This window comes from Novosphingobium sp. Chol11 (assembly GCF_900218065.1).
GTDB classification, from domain to species: Bacteria; Pseudomonadota; Alphaproteobacteria; order Sphingomonadales; family Sphingomonadaceae; genus Sphingobium; species Sphingobium agri.
Genome location: NZ_OBMU01000002.1, coordinates 247,768 through 264,206, shown reverse-complemented (window position 1 = coordinate 264,206; position 16,439 = coordinate 247,768). Strand labels below are relative to the sequence as shown.

The following is a 16,439-nucleotide window of genomic DNA, read 5'->3' as shown; positions in this document are numbered from 1 at the left end:
AGCCGAGGATAACTTTGCCGGTAGCCTTATAAATCAGATTTATATAAGTCGCAAAGCGATCACCTTAATGCCGCCCGGCGGGGGTCGTGTGGTTTTTGTCTCCAGTGGCGCGGCCGTGGCCGAGCCGACGCCCGGCGAGGGATTGCTTTACAGCGCCGCAAAGGCGGCACTGAATCGAGTTCCGGCATTCATCAACCTTGAGTATGCGAGTGAGGGGATTCTTGCCTTTCTTGTGGAACCGCAGTTCACACTCACTGACAGTATGCAAGCTCGCTGGGGAGATGACGCGGTTCGGGCCATCGGCGGTGGTCACCCGCCGCGCCGCCCGGAGGAGACCGCGAACACGATTGCTTGGCTATGCACGAGCCCAAATGCCGCCAGGTTTGCTAACGGGGAGATGCTTAATGCCCCTGATTTCTTCGCAATTTACGAAATTTCTGATTACGATAGCGTCATAGCGAGCGAATATCGCACGGACGATCAGGCAACGTAGGGCAGCCTCGCCTGCGCAGTTGGCTGCGGTAACAATGATCATCAAATTGCCGCCGCGAGGGCGCTTGTACGAGTTTCATACGCAGATTTTTTCACGTCGGACCTTGTTCTGTGAATGGCTCTGTTCTGCAAGAGTAAAATGGCCTGGACTTTAAACCGTTTTGTGCCGGTCACTTGAGAGCTTCAGCCTCGTTCAAAGAGACCGTCGAGAGTGAAGCGTTCAAGCAGAAGGCGGCGCGGGTTGCGCTGACCAAGAAGGGCAGCATCATGCCGCAACCATCGAGGATAGTACCGGATTGCATTCACGAATTGCAGATTGCGATCATCGTGCATCGCCCAAGCCTTGAGGCTCGGACCACTGCCCATCTGAAGAACGATTAAATATTCTAAGACGGCTCGGTAGCAAAAGCTCAACCGGATACCCGCAGCTACGCTTGAACAGGCCTCGAGCCGTGTGTGGCAACGTATTATCACGCGATACGCGAGTGCTGTTGAGGGGAGCGGACGTCGTCTGCCAGATCCGATCGATCTTGGGCCGAAAGCGACAGCTTATCGCGCGAGATCGAGGTCATGCTATGTTGATTGAACACGTCTTGGCGAACACATTCAGTTCCCGTTTTCCTACTTCACCGCAGATGCCGAGATATGAATGCATCGCCCGTGTTTCACGATGCTACGCGACATTGCTACGGCCGCTTCGGGTGCCGGGTGTTCGTCGAGACCGACCTGCTCGCAAGGGGCCGCTCGGCGAAAATGTGGAAATCGGATTCGATCGACGGACACTTCGTCAACATGCTCAATTAAACAGGAATCGGAAGAAGTTGATCCTTCAATGGGGTCATCCGCGAACGCCTGGTTACCGAATCGCGGCTCGTCAGCTGACTACCAGCAGTTCGCACGCTAATAGCGTGTTACCATTGCGAGATCATGAGACCTCGAATTCTTCGGCAAGGCCGGCAGCTTCGGCGGAAGGCGCGACCCACAGCTTGAACTTTCCGGTCTCGACGACGGGCTTCAGATCCACACCAAGGAAGGCGAGATCAGCCGCAGCCAGGTCAAATGTGACCTGCTGCGATCGTTTTGGCGGCAGATCGACATGCTTATATGCCTTCAGCTCCCGGACAGGCTGGGTGACGCTTGCAACGACGTCCTGGACATATAGCTGCACCAATTCCCTCGCAGCGTATTTCCCCTCATTCTTGATCGTCACGGTCACGCGCAAGCTGCCGTCTTTCGGGATCTGCTTGGAGGACGTGACAAGATCGGCATAGCTAATTTCCCCGTAGGTCAGGCCATGGCCGAAAGGGAAACGAGCGTCATATCTAGATGTGATATATCGCGCGTTGGCCGGACGCCCGGGCCGGCGATGCGCGTAATAATAAGGCACCTGCCCTGCTGAAATCGGGAAGCTCACTGGAAGGCGCCCCGACGGACCTGTGGCGCCGAACAGGATATCGGCCACGGCATTGCCCATTTCCGAACCCAGGAACCAGGTGACGAGGATCGCCGGTGCATTAAGGATCGCGCCTTCCAGCGCGAGTGCGCGGCCGTTTCGCAAGGCGACGATCATCGGCTTTCCGACAGCGGCTACCGCCTCTGCCAGGGCCTGCTGCGGGGCGGGAACCACGATCAAGTCGCGCGAGGCCGCCTCGCCCGACATCGCTTCGCGTTCGCCCACGGCAAGGATAACGATATCCGCTGATCGCGCGGCTGCCACGGCTGCATCGATGCCGCCCTCGATCGGCGCTGTAATCTCGCTACCTTTCACCACGCTGATCAGCGAAGCGTCACTGACCGCCGCTCGCACGGCACTGGCAAGATCGACCGCTTCCTTATTGTCAGCAAAGAGCGTCCAAGGCCCGTGCAGATTGCTGGGTCCCTCCGCAAAGGGGCCGATGATGGCGATCCGCTTGCCCTCGCGCGGCAAAGGCAAAAGGTCGCCGTCATTCTTCAGCATGACGATAGAACGTTGGGCCGCCTCGCGTGCGAGCGAGAGCGCCGGCTTGGTGCGCATGCGCGCCTTTTGCCGCTTCAGGTCCATGCGGCGGAAAGGATCCTCAAACAGACCGAGCCTTTCCTTGAGCGCGAGGACGCGGCCGACCGCCTCATCCACCCGCTCCATCGGCACTTCGCCAGCCTGCACCAACGAAGGCAGATGATCGCGGTAGATGCCGCTGGCCATGCTCATGTCGAGCCCTGCCATGATGGCGATCCGCGCGGCGTCCCTTGCGTCGGCTGCAAGGCCCCGCGCGGCGATTTCAACATCGCCATTATAGTCGCCGACGACCAGCCCATCGAAGCCCATCTCACCGCGCAATATGTCGGTCAGGAACTCACGGCCGCCATGGATTGGACGACCAGCGATATCCTCGAAGGCGGCCATAACGGTGGCGCAACCTGCATCCACAGCGGCCTGGAACGGTGGCAGATAGACTTCGCGCAGCGTGCGTTCCGAAATGTCCGCCGTGTTATAGTCCAGCCCGCTTTCCGCAGCCCCATAAGCCACAAAATGCTTCATGCAGGCGGCAACTGAAGCGTCGTCGGCAAGAGAGCGGCCCTGGAATCCGCGGGTCCGCGCACGAGCCATGTCGCTCGACAGCAGCACATCCTCGCCCGCCCCTTCGACCGTACGGCCCCAGCGTGCGTCCCGGCCTATGTCCACCATCGGCGCAAAGACCCAGTCGAAACCGGTTGCCGCCATTTCTTCGGCAGCCGCACGGGCGGTGCGCTCGGCGAGGTCCGGGTCAAAGCTTGCCGCTTCCCCGAGCGGCACCGGGAAAACCGTGCGGTAACCGTGGATCACATCGCCCGCGAAGATCATGGGAATGCCAAGGCGGCCCTTCATCGCTGCGGTCTGAAGCTTGCGATGCGCCTCGACCCCGAAACCGTTGAACACGCCGCCGACCCGCCCGGCCTGCGCGTCGTCCGTTAAATTCTCGACGTTGCGCAAGGCCGCTTCCGGATTGATCTTTGCTGCTGCTGCTGATGTCCAAGGCGTGGGCATAAGCGTCAGCTGCCCCGCCTTTTCTTCGATTGTCATCTGAGCGATCAGCGACTTGACCCGGCTGGAAAGCGGACGGCGGGCAGCGGCCATCGCAGCGGGGATTCCCGAGGCCTGCCATGCGAAAAGGCAGGCGGAGCTGATCAGGACAGATCTGCGGCTGACATTGGGCTGGCGCAACATTTTCAGGCAACTCCAGTAAAAAGAGAGGGGTCTTCAGACCGCTGATTATGAGGTTATTTCTTTGCCGTTGGCGCAACCCGGCCCTTGAAGCCCGGCGGCCCAGCTGATCGCTCCAGCGATCATTTCACGATGCTGCGGTTCCCGATATGTGGAGGCCGCGTGTCCCAGCGCGGAATAAAATGCGCGTCCATCCTTCACGCAATGCGTCCAAACCATCGGATGATCGGCACCCATGCGGATGTCCTTCGGCTTGGTGAAAGGTAGCAGTTTTTCTTCGGGGCGGTAAGTTCCCTCATCGATCGTCGCGAGAATGTGGTAGCCCTTGTCGCGAGGGTTCGTCGCAAAGGAATACCATTCGTCCGTCCGGCGCCATGTCGGGCCCAGATGACGGGTAGCGGGATGGTTCCGATCTTCGACATCGAGCGTAGCCATCTGGAATTGCGGGTCCATGATATGACCAATGAACTGGGCCCCGATCAGGTCATCGACATACCAGCGCCAGGCATATTGCGGATCGCCGCCCGCACCGTGCAGCCCGACAAAGCCCCCGCCCTTCTCCATCCATTTGCGGAAGGCGGCACGTTGCTCCGAGGTCAGGACGTCGCCGCTCACGCTGTTCCATATCACAGCCTTGAAACGGGCAAGCTGGTCCGGGTTGAATATGGCGGCATTCTCGGTCGCATAGCTGCCCCAGCCACGCTGACGGGCAATCTCCTCCAGCGCACGATTCGCCGCAACTATCTGCGCGTCGTCGCGAAATCCATTGGTCTTGGAAAAAATGAGAATAGCAGGGTCGGCAAGCTTAGCGGAGATTTGCGGCGGCGTCTTATCGTAGCTGCTGCCAATGCCCAGGACCAACCGACCAAAATTACCCGGCCCTACGGCGGTCATGAACATCAATGACAGGCCCACCAGAACGAGGATCAAAATCACGGCGAGCACGCCAAGGACCCGGAACACCTTCCGCTTCGCGACCGCCTTCATCACCTCACCCCTACTCAACGTTGTTCAGCAACGGGCAAGGCATAGCGCTTTATCACGGGAGAAGTAAACAGGTTCGTTGCATTAAACCAACATCCTGCTAAATAGTTTGCCACTCATGATGGAGAGAGAAAAATGAAGAAATTGATCTTGGTCGCCGCGGTAGTCGCGATGGCACCCCTGCCCGCTTTTGCTCAGGCAGCTTATTCAAGCTCGACGACGGAAATCGGCGCCCTGCTTGACGATCCCGCTGCAAAGGCTGTTTTGGAAAAGCACGTTCCCGGCATGACCACGAATGATCAGGTCGATATGGCTCGTTCGATGACGTTGAAGGATATTCAGCAATATTCGCCGGATCAGATCACGGACAAGGTACTTGCCGATGTCGACGCCGACCTCGCCAAACTGAAGGCCAAGTAAGCCTCGCGCGATTGGCCGGCTGTCATATGCTCCGGCCAATCGTGTCAACCAGGCCAATACTTTACCAACTGTCCCTACCACGCAACAGCACGTCCACCGCCTGAGACGCGAATTCCGCCGCTTCTTCAGTGCTGATCTCGCGCACCGTTTCCTCGGTCCTGCGCCACCCCTGGATCATACTCAACAACTGCAGCGCTACGCGCTTGGGCTCCTTAGGAGGCACAGCATCGTTCTGCGTCCCTATGATGATTTCGTTCGTGAGGAAGCCGAGCTCGTAATTGTAGCCGAGGTTGTAGAAAGATTCAGCGATCTCGGGGAAGCGATGGGCCGTCGTCAAGATCAGCCGATCAAATTGCCGAACTTCAGGGTTGGCAAGCATGTGGACAAAGGTCTGGGCGTGCCGCTTCAGGCTTTCGGGAAATGTCTCGGGCACCTCGCTGTTGCGGGCACTTGCTTCGTTAGACCAGGTGCGGATGCGATCTTCCACTACAGACTTTATCAACGCTTCCTTGGTCGAATGACGGATGTACAATGTTCGTTTGGAAACACCGGCCGCCTGCGCCACCGCTTCCATCGAGGTTGCTTCATAGCCGAGCGACAGGAACATTTCCTTCGCCGCTGACAGAATAGCTTCCTCTATCTCGCCCGCTTTCTTGGTTGGCGGGCGTCCCATGCGCCTAACCCGCGTGGCTTGAGGTTTAGGCTTTGCGTCAACCGGCGAACCGCGCTTCTTCGATTCCTTCACCCAGATGTCCCGTCTTCGTTAGGCAGTCTCACTTATGAAGTTATCGCCTGCACCACAAGACGCCCACAAAAGCGAATTTAGGCCGCTATTCATTCAAACATTTCAACCAATGCGACGCCTTCAGGCGGCAGGTCCAGCGTCAAGACGCCCTCTTTATCCAGGCGCCGCGTTTCCGGCGGCGCGAGTTCGGCAGCCCGGCGGATCTGATCGATTTGATCCTTTCTGGGATATTGCGGCGACCCCAATTCTCGCCACTTCGGGAGAGGCGAACCCCGCTCCTGATCGACATAGCTGACCCGCACGCTCTTTCCTGGAGAAGCGCCCTTCAGCTTGACCTTAATCTTCTTGCGTTCGCCCGTGACGATCCGCTCGTTGCTCATGCCCGGTATCCCGGAAGGCTGCTTCACTTCGGCAAGATTCCATATCAGTGCAGCTGCGCCGTTCCTGATCTTGCTCGCAAGAGCCGGTCCGGTGGTCGCCAGCCTGCGCTGACCCAGCCGGTGCAGCAGCTTGTAGGTGTTGAAGGACGGGCGCGGGATGCCGCGCTGGGCGATCATGCCCCAGCCGCCGTCGCCTTCCTTCAGGATGAAATTGGGGAAGTTGATCTCTTCGAACACATTGCTGATGCACCATTGCGACATGGCGTGGCAGTAAGGCAGGCAATTGCTGATGACATGGGCGATCATCGCGGGACTGTCGGACGACCATTCCGATAGCCACAGTTCCGCGCCCTTGTATAGCGTCGCGTCGATCTGGCTCCGTACCTTGGCCATGGCTGCGGGGATCACATCCTTGTGAGGAATTTTATTCGCCTCGCCAAACAGTTCCTTCTGGTCATCGCCCGCATAGATATGCGTCGAAACAAAATCGACGGGCAGATTTTCCTGAGCGCAAAAGCCGAGAAACTCCGGCATCCATTGTGCCGCCGCGGTGGAGGGGCCGCCCACGCGCAACTTGGGGTCTACCGCCTTGATCGCGCGCGCCGCGGCCTTGTACATAGCGAAATAGTCCGCTTGCGTACCGCTGAAGAACCAGCTCAAGTTGGGCTCGTTCCAAACCTCGAAATACCACTGGCGTACTGTGCCCAGACCATAGCGATCGATCAGGTGGCGCACGAAAACGCCGATAAAATCGCCCCATGCCTGCGGCGACGCTGGCGGAGTGATATTGGCGTTGTAGGTGAAATTCAGCTTTGTGTTCCCGCTGGCGAGCTTCTTGGGCATGAAGCTCAACTCAACGAAAGGCTGCACTCCCCTCGCCAGAACGCCGTCATAGACTTCATCGACATTCTGGAAATTTGGATCCTTGCCGTTCATCCCTCCGGGCCAGACGCCAAGATCATCGTTGAATATGCCGTGAAACCGCACGCGTTCCAGGCCCGTTTCGACCCTGAACCGCTCCAGATCATGCCGCCAACTTTCCCGCATCGTGGCGGAGGCCCGATCCGATCCCGCGCAACGCGACCAGATATGATCCAGCGCGCCCGTCTCGTGGCGAAGATCGATCTCCACATGCTCGGTATCGGTCTGGCCAAAAGACGGCTTAGTAAGAGCAGAAGAAGCCAAGACTGCTGCTCCGGCACCAATTATTTCGCGGCGATCCCACATCATCTTCACTCCTGTGCGCGGTCGGCGCGCGCCACCTTTGCTAATGTCGCTGGTCAGGCAACCGTAAGCTTCACCGACTTCAGATCGACCGAGTTCGGACCGGCGTGAATCGTGAAAGTGCCCGGTTCCACGACATAGTTCATGTCGATGTTCCAGAATGCCAGGCTGTCGGTATCAAGGCGGAACTGCACAGTGCGCTTTTCACCTGGCTTCAAGGTCACCCGTTCAAATCCGCGCAACTCCAGTACCGGTCGCGGCACGGAACTTACATCATCGCGGACATAGAGCTGGACCACTTCATCGCCTGGCCTTTGTCCCGTATTTGTGACGTCCACCTCCACGATTGCTGTTTCGCCGACCGCAATGGTGGCCTTCGCGAGGCGCGGCGCGGTCATCTCGAACGTCGTGTAACTCAGGCCATAACCGAAAGGAAAAAGCGGCGTCGGCTTGGCTTCTACATAGCGCTGGCCAATCTTGGCTGAAGAATGCTTGTTGTAGAACACTGGCAGGTCGCCAACCGACCGGGGAAAGGTGATCGGCAGTTTGCCACCCGGATTGACCTTGCCGAAAAGCATATCGGCAAAGGCGTTCCCTCCCTCCTGGCCGAGATACCAGCCCTCCACCAGAGCATTGGCCTTTTCGGCCAGGCGACTAACCGTGAGCGGACGCCCGTTGATCAGCAAGGCAACAATCGGCTTGCCTGTCGCGATCATCGCATCCACCAGCGCGTCCTGATCGCCGAACAGGTTCAGGCTGTTACGATCGCCCGGCGCTCCAGCATGGATCGCCTCGCGGGTGATTTCCGGCACGTCGCCGACGACCAACAGGATGACATCTGACCGTTTCGCGACCTCCACAGCCTGGGCTATGCGCGTCGCATTCTCCGCCGGATCGGCGTAGCGCGCGGCGCGGGCGGGCAGATGCTGACCCGTGGGGTCGGGTTTGACGATCTGGACACCTTCGGCATGCTCGATGGAGATCGCTCGCCCGGCAGCCGCTTTCACGCCCGCCAATATCCCCACCGCCTGCGCGTTCACGGATGAATAGCCGCCAAACAATGGCTCAACCGCGTTCGGTCCGATGACTGCGATCTTGCGCGGCTTGGCCGGATCAATCGGCAGCAAACCGTCATTTTTCAGCAGCACCAGAGACTTCTGCGCGACCTTGCGTGCAATCGCCTTGCTGGCGGGCGCATTGACCTGACGCAGGGCGAGGGATTTGTTCAGATAGGGATTCTCAAACAGACCAGCCTCGAACTTGAGCGCCAAAATGCGGGATACCGCGGCGTCGATGCTGGCTTCGGGGATCCGGCCAGCGCGCACCAGCTCGGGCAACCGTGCATAGGCTTGACCGTCCGGCATTTCGGCATCGATGCCTGCATGAACCGCCAGCACGGCGGCATCATCGTCATTCGCCGCCATTTGATGATGCGTGATCAAATTGGTGACCCCGCCATAATCGCTAAAATACGCCCCGCGAAAGCCAAGCCGCTCGCGTCCGGTACGTTGCAGAAGCTCGTAGTTGGCGTGGGAGGGAACGCCCCCAAGCTCGTTGTACGAAGGCATGATCACGGCAGGGTCGGCGTTTTTGATTACCTGCGCGAAGGGTACGAGGAAATTCTCGCGCAGCGTCCGCTCGCTCATGTCAGCTGGACCGATATTGAGCCCGCTCTCGGGTGCGCCGTGAATGAAGTGTTTGAGCGTCACGAACACCTTGTCCGCCGCCAAGGGTCGCTGCCCCTGCTGCCCACGCACTGAGGCGATGCCCATCCGGCTGACCAGATAGGGATCTTCGCTGAAGAATTCCTCGACCCGGCCGAAGCGCGGATCGCGGGCAAGGTCCAGAACCGGACTGAGCGCGACGGTAGCGCCCCGCAGGCGGGCCTCTCGCGCCGCCAGTTCGTACGCCTGCTGGACCAGCGCCGGATCCCAGGTGCTGCCAAGGCCCAAGGGAATCGGAAAGATAGTCGCGTCTCGCGCCTTCAGGCCATGAGCGGTTTCCTCATGGAACAGGGCTGGGATGCCGAGACGGGTATTTTCGACAAGGTGCCGCTGGATGGCGTTCACCAAGTCAATCGTTTCCCCCACGGTGCGATAGGCGTCCTTGGCCGACCTGGCCGTACCGTTTGTATCGCTCGGGTTGCCGATCTGCCCGATGCCGCTGACGAAAACCTGCTTCGCCTTTTCTGGTGAGAAATTGTCTCCGTCGAGGAACAACGACTTGGTGTACGCCATCGACCGCATCTGTGCGGCCTTCTCCTCCAGGGTCATCCGGCTCAGCAGATCGCGGACGCGATCTTCGATCCGAGCCTTAGGATCGCGATACACTGCCCTGTCCACACCGCTAGCCATCGCGGCTACCGGCGTCGCTAGAGCAGTAGAGGCAATGAACATACGCCGCGTAATTGCGAGCCTATCAGCCAAGATAATTCTCCGTCGGAATGTACCGCCGATCCCGTGCCCTGTAGTCGAGGACCGCTCTCCGCACCTTATAACCGACGGAATGAGAAGTAAACACGTACGTTGCATTTCGCATGGTACGGCAAGGATGCTCCACCAGAAAAAATATCCCGCCAACCAAAGGCTGGCGGGAGGTGGAGAGGCTCAGAATTTAAAAGTCCCGGAAAGACCAAATTCCCGCGGGTTGGTTACGTTCACGGTGCGGTAGCCCGAGTCGTAGATGACGCTCGGATCATTGCTCGCTTCGAACGTGCTGTTGTTGATGCTGATGTTCGTGATCCGGTTCTGGTTCAAGAGGTTGCGGACGAACGCCGAGACTTCCCACTTACTTTCTTCGCCACGCAGACCGACGAAGAGATTGACCAGTTCACGCGAAGGATAGCGGAACTGCTGGCGGTCGGAATAGACGCTCGGGCGGTAGGTGAACAGCGCCCGGACGAAGGGTTGCATCGGACCGGAGCCGAAGCGCACTTCGGTATTTGCCGTCAAGCTGAAGTCAGGAATATCGGCCAGCCGCGAATTGCGACTGCAGAAGCTGACATTGTTGACACCGCCAAAGGCCGGGTTCGGGATGACGACTGGCTGGCCAGTGGCAGGATCGATCGTCGTGCAAGGCAGCAGGGCATTCTTATAACGACCCTTGATGTAGGACATGCTGACCGAGAAGTCCCAATTGTCCGTTGGGCGGCCTGCCAAAGTTGCTTCGATGCCCTTCACCGTCGCTTTACCATTATAGTTGTAGTCGGCGGTCGTATCGACGTCGCCATCAGGCGGGCCAAAGAAGAAGCCAGGGAAGATCTGCGAACCCTGATCGGTCGCAATGCTGGTGAAGCGCGAAATGAAGTTATCGAACTTCTGATAGAAGGCCGACACGTCAAGCGACAGACGCCGGTCGAGGAAAGCGGACTTGAAGCCCACTTCGAAATTGTCCGAATGTTCCGGCTTGCTGATCGCCAAATCCTCACTGACATTCTGCGGGATGCCGACGCCAGCAGTCGATCCGCGGAACGCCCGGCCATAGGATGCATAGACGGTAAGATCGCGGCTGACCTCATAGGTCAAAGATGCCATGCCGGTGAAGGGACGTTCCTTGGACTTATAATCCACGATGGGGAAGGTGCCCGCACCCGGAATTGTGATCGTCGCGAACTGCTGACCGTTGGACATCGTGTAACGGCCTGCCGCTTCGAACGTCAGTTCATCGGTCGGCTTCAACCGCACGCTGCCAGCGAACGCCCAGGTCTTGGATTTGACCGGAACATTGATGAAGCCCGTCACCGGAACGATTGCGACCGGAGCAGGGACACCAGGGAAGCCGACGATATAATCGAGCGGATTTTCGACGGTCACATCGCCGGTCTGATGCGTGTGGAAGACGCTGGCAGTCCAATTGAAGAAGCCTTCATTGTTGGACATCAGGCGGAGTTCAGCCGTATCAACATTATAGGGCGTCCGCGTGAGCTGGGTCGGCGCATAGTTGGCAATGGCGTTGCCAGGATCATTCTCGCTATATTGCGTCAGCTTGGTTTCCTGATGGCCGCCAACAAATGCGAGCGTAACCGGACCCAGGTCATATTTGGCGTCCAGCGTGACGAGGTGCGTGTTGTTGAGGTAGCGCCTGCGGCCTTCGGACAGGCTGAACCGATCATCCAGCCCGATCGGCGGATTGCCGATGGCTGCGTTGCCGGGACCAAAGACCTGCGTGTAAAGGCGGTTATCAGCGTTAAGGTACTGATACATCACGTTGATGTCGAAGCCCTCGGTCGGCTGCAAAGCCACCGACAGGCGAGCGCTTTCGGTACGGCTGCGTGAACGGTCGCCGCGGGTGATGTTGCGGACCTGGTTCAGGCGATTGCCATCCACAAGGACGGCAGCACGGATCGCAACCTTGTCGGTCACGAGCGGCAGTGACACGCCGCCCTGGACGTTGTAGCCAGCGTCTTCCGTCGCCGTGCCCTGAATATATCCTTCAATCGTATTCAGGTTGGGACGGCGGGTGCGCAGGGTGATCGCGCCCGACGGCGCTGTACGGCCACGCAGCGCGCCCTGAGGGCCGCGCAGCACTTCGATCTGGTCAATATCGTAGATTGCGGTGAACGCTGTTTGCGCGTCGATAGGCACTTCATTGAAATAGAGGTCAACCGCGGGACCGGTGCCCTGGTCGGGATCGAACGTCACACCTCGAAGCGTTGCTGAATTGGCGCGGCCATTGTCGTTCCGCAATTCAAGCCCCGGAGCAAGCTGCTGCACGTCTTTGACGTCGAAGATCTTCAACCGCTCAATCTGTTCGCCAGTGGCGACGTTGATGCTCATTGGAACATCCTGCAGCGCTTGCGCCCGGCGAGTAGCCGTGACGATAATTTCAGTGCTCGACTGATTGGTGCCCGATGAAACATTTCCGGTCGCAGTCTGGGCTGCAACTGGCGCCGACAGACCAAAAGCAGAACTAGTCACAAGGAGTAACAAGTTTAAATTGCGTGAATGCTTTTGCATTATCCTCTCCCATCTGAAATTATAACACTGGTTTTCAATAATAAATCAGAGCCTCCGGAAACGATCGCCAACTCAACAAGTGTTGATCGTTTGCCTATCTCCGGTTGTCGCGCACGACCTTTGAAACCGCACAGTTGCCCTGAACAGAGACGCAGATCAGACCCGCAGACGAAGCCTCGGCCTGTAAAGCACGCGTTTGGTAGCGCTATCTTGTGCGTAAAAGCGTCGTGGTCGGTTCCTGCATGATTCCCCCTTTCCGTGCGCGACCGGTAAAGTCTACCCAAGCAAATCGAAAAGTAAACTGCTATGGAAACATTTTCCTGATTTGCATCTGAAGCGCGCGCGGGATCAATCAAAACGCGTGCGGTCAGACATCCGTTCACGCCAGCCGCGGCCAATGACGTAGATAACCGGTTAAAGCTTCTTAAGCCTGGCAGCGCTGAATGAAGTGCTCACTTCAAATATCTCGTAGAGATCCAGCCATCGCATGCTGGACGATATAGAATTCAAGGCATTTGTTGAGTGACTGACCGGCTCGATACAGAAAAAATTCTGGTCTTTTGGAGTATAAACCACCGTATGGGGCAGCGCCTCGTTGGGGTTGATTTGAAGTGACAAATCACGAGAAGGCCAAAGGATCGAGATCGGTCCATGACGATTGGTGTAAACAGTATCAACCTCGCGTTGCGCAACAGCACCGCCCTGCCACCAGTCGATTGCATAATCCCTTTCATCGAGTCTTTGCGGAAGACAGTCCTCGTTATTCTGCCATTCCCCGCGATGGTACCCACGGTAGACAGCGTCAGGCACGCGTGGAAGATAGGGATGAATTCCCAAGCCTGCCGGCATCAAACTATCACTTAGATTGGTCACCGACAAAGCGATGGTCAATCCATCCTCAGCAAGTTCGAACCGCTGCTCGGCATAATAGCTCCAAGGCCAACCGTCGGCTCGATGGTGATGACCGATAGTTGCCACGCAGGGGCCGTAAGACTGGACAGTCCAAGGTGATAGCCAACCATAACCATGCAGCGTATGAGGATCATCAGAACCGGGGAAGTTCGGAGCGAGTTGTACGTCCATCCCATGCGCTTGAAAGCGGCCAAAGGCTATCCGGTTGGAAAATGGCACGAGCGGAAAGCAAGCAACATCCAATATGGACGGGCCGCAGACAGGGCGAAACAACGCTTCGCCCTGCCAATCAAACGCCAGGATCGAACCACCTCGTTCCGGCGCCAGCAGCAGCCGATATTCGCCTGCAGTCAGTTCCATCAGAAGCGATTCACCATGTTCTCCAGCCACTCCTGGCGACCGGAACGCGGCTGCGGCGCAAGATCGCGCCCAACCGCGAGATCGGCGATCGAACCCAGCGTTCCCTCGCTCGACCGGATATGCTGACCGAGTTCGCCCTGCCATGCCGCATAGCGCTCAGCACGGAATGCGTCGACGCGTCCATCCTCGATGATTGCGGCTGCCTTTACGAGCGCATGCGCAACCGTGTCGATCCCGCCGATATGACCATGGAACAGATCAATCGCATCTACGCTCTGTCGCCGGACCTTCGCGTCGAAATTAAAGCCCCCGTCACTGAAGCCGCCTGCACGGATGATTTCCAACATGGCCAGCGTCAACTCCTCGACCGAGTTGGGGAACTGGTCGGTATCCCAACCATTCTGATGATCGCCGCGATTAGCATCGATCGATCCAAATATGCCCAGCGCCCTCGCCATGGCGATCTCATGCTCGAACGTGTGGCCCGACAGAGTGGCGTGGTTCGCCTCGATGTTTACGCGCACCTCGTTTTCCAGGCCGAAGCGCTTCAGGAAGCCGTAAACAGTCTGGGTATCAAAGTCATATTGGTGCTTGGTCGGTTCATGCGGCTTCGGCTCGATCAGGATCGTGCCCTTGAAGCCGATCCGGTGCTTGTGATCGACGACGAGGTTGAGGAAGCGGCCGAAATTCTCCTGCTCGATTCCAATTTCAGTATTGAGGATCGTGTCATAGCCTTCGCGGCCGCCCCACAGCACATAATTTGCCCCGCCCAACCGGTGCGTCGCGTCAAGGGCATCACGAACCTGACTCGCAGCCCACGCATAGACTTCCGGATCGGGATTGGTTGCAGCACCCGCCATGTAGCGCGGGTGGCTGAACAGGTTGGCCGTCCCCCACAGCAGCTTGCGGCCATGTCTGTCCTGCAACTCCTCCAGATGATCAACCGCCTCGGCAAAGCTCTTGCGGAACGCACCGATGGTGTCGGCATCGGCCATGACGTCGACGTCGTGGAAGCAGTAGAAGGGCACGTCCAGCTTCTCGACGAAGGACAGCGCAGCCTCCCGTTTGGCACGAGCCGCCGCCGTATCGTTTGCGCCTGCATGCCAGGGGCGACGGAAGGTGCCGGCGCCGAACACATCGCTGCCTGGCCAGCAGAAGCTGTGCCAGAAGCAGACCGCAAAGCGCAGATGCTCTTCCATGCGCTTGCCCAGGATGACCTTGTCCTTGTCGTACCAGCGATAGGCGAGGTCATTATAACTCTCCGGCCCCTCGTAGGCGATGGTCGGGAATTCAGCGAAATAGCTGGCGGTCACGGATTTCTCCTTGAAGTGATTGAACGGCGGAATAGGCGGCCCGAAAACGGGCGAGCCGCGGCGCAAGGCGATCGGCTAGCGCGGCGTCGGGCTCTATGATGTGAGAAATGGGGGGACGGACACAGGCTTCAGCCGCGCTGGCTCCGGTCACAGCCATGAGGGCGAGCTTCGCAGCGCCGAGTGCGGGGCCCACCTCCCCGCCCTCCAGGTAAGCAAGGCGCACATTCAGTGCAGCGGCGATGATCGTGCCCCAATATCGGGATCGCGCGCCCCCGCCGATCACCGAAAGCTGTTGGATTTCCGTTCCGGCGTCGCGCAGCACAGCGATGCCATCTGCATGAGCGAATGCGACGCCTTCCAGGACAGCCGCTGCGATACGCCCTCGGTCCGTTTCATTGTCGATACCCAGCACAGCGGCACGAACATGTGGATCATTATGTGGCGTGCGCTCGCCGGAAAGATAGGGAAGGAATATCTCAGGCCCCCCTCCCGCGCCTCCCGCTTCGGCAAGGGCAAAGAATCCGGCCGGGTCATCGGCTCCGGTTGCCTTGACCCCCCATTCGATGCAGGAGGCCGCAGACAGATGCACGCTCATCTGGTGCCACATATCGGGAAGGCAGTGGCAAAAGGCGTGTACCGCACGTTCAGGGTTGGGGCGAAAAGCCCCAGTGGCCACGAAGATAACGCCAGAGGTGCCGAGCGACAGCAGCGCATCGCCTTCATTGACGACACCAATGCCGACAGCGCCCGCAGCATTATCACCGCCGCCAGCAGCCACCGACACCCTCGCCATGCCCCACTGCGCCGCGACCTCGTGCCGCAACACGCCCGTAACGGCATTGCCCTCGAACAGCGGAGGCATGTGAGTTCTCGAAAGACCGGTGGCTCCAAGCATGACCTCGCTCCAGTCCCGCACCGCCACATCCAGCCACAATGTTCCGGCGCTATCGGACAGATCAGACGCCATGTCGCCGGTCATGCAAAGGCGCACATAATCCTTGGGCAGCAAAATCTTCTCGACGCGTTCGAAGATCTCAGGTTCATGCTCCGTCACCCACAGTAATTTGGGTGCGGTGAACCCAGGCATGGCAAGATTGCCTGTGATGGAACGCGATTCAGGAACCCGTTGCTCAAGTTGGCGGCATGCGTCTGAACTACGACCATCATTCCAAAGGATGGCTGGCCTCAGCGGACGATGATCTGCGCCTAGCAGGGTGGCGCCGTGCATCTGCCCAGCAAGGCCCACCCCTAGCACCCGCGCCCGGAGATCTTCAGGAAGCGCAAGAACCGCGGCCTCGGTCGCCTGCCACCAATGATCGGGATCCTGCTCTGACCAACCCGGGAACGGGCGGCAAACGCCTAACGGGGCGGTTCCGGCAGCCATGACCGCTCCGCTCTCCGCAACGATGACCGCCTTAACCCCTGACGTTCCGATATCTATGCCGAGATACATCCAGCTCCATCCTCCCGCCT

Annotated in this window: 11 protein-coding genes; 2 read left to right on the top strand and 9 right to left on the bottom strand. The window is 58.6% G+C overall.

Annotated elements, in window-relative coordinates:
* A partial coding sequence (locus NCHOL11_RS13835) for an SDR family oxidoreductase (RefSeq protein ID WP_176502282.1) occupies positions 1-493 on the top strand: 493 nt, incomplete at its 5' end.
* Between the two features lie 924 nt (positions 494-1,417).
* Here the strand turns inward: NCHOL11_RS13835 and NCHOL11_RS13825 are convergent.
* Positions 1,418-3,676: a glycoside hydrolase family 3 N-terminal domain-containing protein gene (locus NCHOL11_RS13825; protein ID WP_097093139.1), complete on the bottom strand. Its 2,259-nt coding sequence runs from the start codon at positions 3,674-3,676 to the stop codon at positions 1,418-1,420.
* Positions 3,677-3,721: 45 nt separating this feature from the next.
* Complete coding sequence (locus NCHOL11_RS13820; RefSeq protein WP_097093138.1) at positions 3,722-4,660, bottom strand: ThuA domain-containing protein; 939 nt, start codon at positions 4,658-4,660, stop codon at positions 3,722-3,724.
* A gap of 132 nt (positions 4,661-4,792) precedes the next feature.
* Between NCHOL11_RS13820 and NCHOL11_RS13815 the strand changes: the two genes are divergently transcribed.
* Positions 4,793-5,077 carry a hypothetical protein gene (locus NCHOL11_RS13815; RefSeq protein WP_097093137.1) on the top strand — a complete coding sequence of 95 codons (285 nt, stop codon included), beginning with the start codon at positions 4,793-4,795 and terminating at the stop codon, positions 5,075-5,077.
* Between the two features lie 61 nt (positions 5,078-5,138).
* Here the strand turns inward: NCHOL11_RS13815 and NCHOL11_RS13810 are convergent, their stop codons facing one another.
* The 7 genes from NCHOL11_RS13810 to xylB all read right to left on the bottom strand — a co-directional run bounded on the left by NCHOL11_RS13810 (position 5,139) and on the right by xylB (position 16,419).
* A complete protein-coding gene (locus NCHOL11_RS13810; RefSeq protein WP_176502281.1) occupies positions 5,139-5,822 on the bottom strand; it encodes a TetR/AcrR family transcriptional regulator in 684 nt (227 codons plus the stop codon).
* Between the two features lie 89 nt (positions 5,823-5,911).
* A complete protein-coding gene (locus NCHOL11_RS13805) occupies positions 5,912-7,387 on the bottom strand; it encodes a GH39 family glycosyl hydrolase (protein WP_217991087.1) in 1,476 nt (491 codons plus the stop codon).
* A 95-nt stretch (positions 7,388-7,482) separates the two neighbouring features.
* Positions 7,483-9,780: a glycoside hydrolase family 3 N-terminal domain-containing protein gene (locus tag NCHOL11_RS13800; RefSeq protein WP_247232659.1), complete on the bottom strand. Its 2,298-nt coding sequence runs from the start codon at positions 9,778-9,780 to the stop codon at positions 7,483-7,485.
* Positions 9,781-10,032: 252 nt separating this feature from the next.
* The gene (locus NCHOL11_RS13795; RefSeq protein ID WP_097093134.1) at positions 10,033-12,381 is read right to left on the bottom strand and encodes a TonB-dependent receptor; all 2,349 of its coding nucleotides are present in this window, start codon (positions 12,379-12,381) and stop codon (positions 10,033-10,035) included.
* Positions 12,382-12,795: 414 nt separating this feature from the next.
* Positions 12,796-13,653, bottom strand: a complete 858-nt coding sequence (locus NCHOL11_RS13790) for an aldose 1-epimerase (RefSeq protein ID WP_097093133.1) — start codon at positions 13,651-13,653, stop codon at positions 12,796-12,798.
* Complete coding sequence (gene xylA, locus NCHOL11_RS13785) at positions 13,653-14,966, bottom strand: xylose isomerase (protein ID WP_097093132.1); 1,314 nt, start codon at positions 14,964-14,966, stop codon at positions 13,653-13,655. Before xylA ends, NCHOL11_RS13790 begins: the two co-directional genes overlap by 1 nt.
* Positions 14,944-16,419: a xylulokinase gene (xylB, locus tag NCHOL11_RS13780; protein ID WP_097093131.1), complete on the bottom strand. Its 1,476-nt coding sequence runs from the start codon at positions 16,417-16,419 to the stop codon at positions 14,944-14,946. Before xylB ends, xylA begins: the two co-directional genes overlap by 23 nt.
* Positions 16,420-16,439: the final 20 nt, after the last annotated feature.

Bases quoted from the DNA above. Each gene is read 5' to 3' on its own strand.
- NCHOL11_RS13790 (WP_097093133.1), bottom strand. From the start codon at position 13,653: ATGGAACTGACTGCAGGCGAATATCGGCTGCTGCTGGCGCCGGAACGA.
- xylB (WP_097093131.1), bottom strand. From the start codon at position 16,419: ATGTATCTCGGCATAGATATCGGAACGTCAGGGGTTAAGGCGGTCATC.
- NCHOL11_RS13795 (WP_097093134.1), bottom strand. From the start codon at position 12,381: ATGCAAAAGCATTCACGCAATTTAAACTTGTTACTCCTTGTGACTAGT.
- NCHOL11_RS13825 (WP_097093139.1), bottom strand. From the start codon at position 3,676: ATGTTGCGCCAGCCCAATGTCAGCCGCAGATCTGTCCTGATCAGCTCC.
- NCHOL11_RS13820 (WP_097093138.1), bottom strand. From the start codon at position 4,660: ATGAAGGCGGTCGCGAAGCGGAAGGTGTTCCGGGTCCTTGGCGTGCTC.
- NCHOL11_RS13800 (WP_247232659.1), bottom strand. From the start codon at position 9,780: ATGGCTAGCGGTGTGGACAGGGCAGTGTATCGCGATCCTAAGGCTCGG.
- NCHOL11_RS13815 (WP_097093137.1), top strand. From the start codon at position 4,793: ATGAAGAAATTGATCTTGGTCGCCGCGGTAGTCGCGATGGCACCCCTG.